This window comes from Streptococcus mitis (assembly GCF_001579035.1).
Taxonomy (GTDB): Bacteria; Bacillota; Bacilli; order Lactobacillales; family Streptococcaceae; genus Streptococcus; species Streptococcus mitis_J.
In genome coordinates, this window is sequence record NZ_KQ970289.1 from 132,540 (window position 1) to 133,802 (window position 1,263).

The window sequence follows — 1,263 nt, forward strand, 5'->3', positions numbered from 1 at the left end:
CCCCTTCATCTTAAGAGCCAAAAGGAGAGAAGCAATCTGCGCTTCCGTTACACGCCCAGTTACGATACGCTCAATGACATCCGTCATTTCCACACCTGATAAATTTTCAAATTTTGCTAGTTTTTCAATAATCTCTTTCATCCTAGTTTCCTCACTTTACAACCTTCTCGATAAAATTCTGAATAGAAGACAAGCCGTCTGGCGTTCCGATACTTTCTGGATGGTACTGGAAACCATAAATTGGTAGGTTTTTGTGTTGAATCCCCATGATAGCTTGATCATCAGTCGAACGAGCTGTCACTTCAAATTCTTCTGGCATTTCTTCAATCAAAATACTGTGGTAACGCATGACTTCACGCCCATCCTCGATGTCTTGATACAAAACAGATGGCGCTTCAAAGCTGATATTGCTCTGTTTTCCATGCATGACTTTTGGAGCCAAACCTAACTTACCACCAAAGACTTCTGCAATGGCTTGGTGACCCAAACAAATCCCTAAAATCGGCTTCTTACCAGCAAAATCACGAATCATGTCTTCCATCTTTCCAGCATCAACTGGCCAACCGGGACCAGGAGAAAAGACCAGACCATCTGCTTTTTCAGCTTCTTCATACAGCTTGGGATCATCATTTCTCAAGACCTGTACTTCTGCAAAATTCCCAATGTATTGGGCCAAGTTATAGGTAAAAGAATCATAGTTGTCAATCAATAAAATCATGGTCTTAGTTCTCCAATTCTAGTCATAGATTTAGCCTTGTTAATGGTTTCTTGGTATTCGTTTTGGGCGATGGAGTCGTAGACAATCCCTGCCCCAGCCTGCACATAGGCTGTTTGATTTTTGAGAATCATAGTTCGGATGGCAATGGCAAAATCCATATCACCCGTCGCAGACAAGTAGCCGATTGCTCCTGCGTATACGCCCCGTTTTTCTGTTTCCAGTTCATAGATGCGTCTCATAGCTCGAATCTTTGGTGCTCCAGAAACGGTTCCAGCAGGAAGTGTTGCTTTCAAGGCATCCATGGCAGTGAGTTCTGGAAGCAAACGCCCCTTGACCACACTGGTCAAATGCATGACGTAGCGGAAGAGCTCCACTTCCATATACTTGGTGACTTGGACACTGGCCGTTTCAGAGATACGGCCAATATCATTTCGTCCCAAGTCTACTAACATCCGATGCTCTGCTGTTTCCTTCTCATCAGACAGGAGGTCTGTCGCTAAGGCCTTATCCTCTTCATCCGTAGCGCCTCTTGGCCGTGTCCCTGC

Annotated in this window: 2 protein-coding genes and 1 pseudogene; all 3 read right to left on the minus strand. The window is 44.7% G+C overall.

Going from position 1 to position 1,263, the window contains the following annotated elements; genetic code table 11:
* A pseudogene (locus SMIDD26_RS11795) lies at positions 1 to 141 on the minus strand (anthranilate phosphoribosyltransferase); the annotation flags it as partial.
* A 10-nt stretch (positions 142 to 151) separates the two neighbouring features.
* The gene (locus SMIDD26_RS07910; protein ID WP_061439763.1) at positions 152 to 718 is read right to left on the minus strand and encodes an aminodeoxychorismate/anthranilate synthase component II; all 567 of its coding nucleotides are present in this window, start codon (positions 716 to 718) and stop codon (positions 152 to 154) included.
* A partial coding sequence (locus SMIDD26_RS07915) for an anthranilate synthase component I family protein (protein WP_246746992.1) occupies positions 715 to 1,263 on the minus strand: 549 nt, incomplete at its 5' end. The genes SMIDD26_RS07910 and SMIDD26_RS07915, both read right to left, overlap by 4 nt.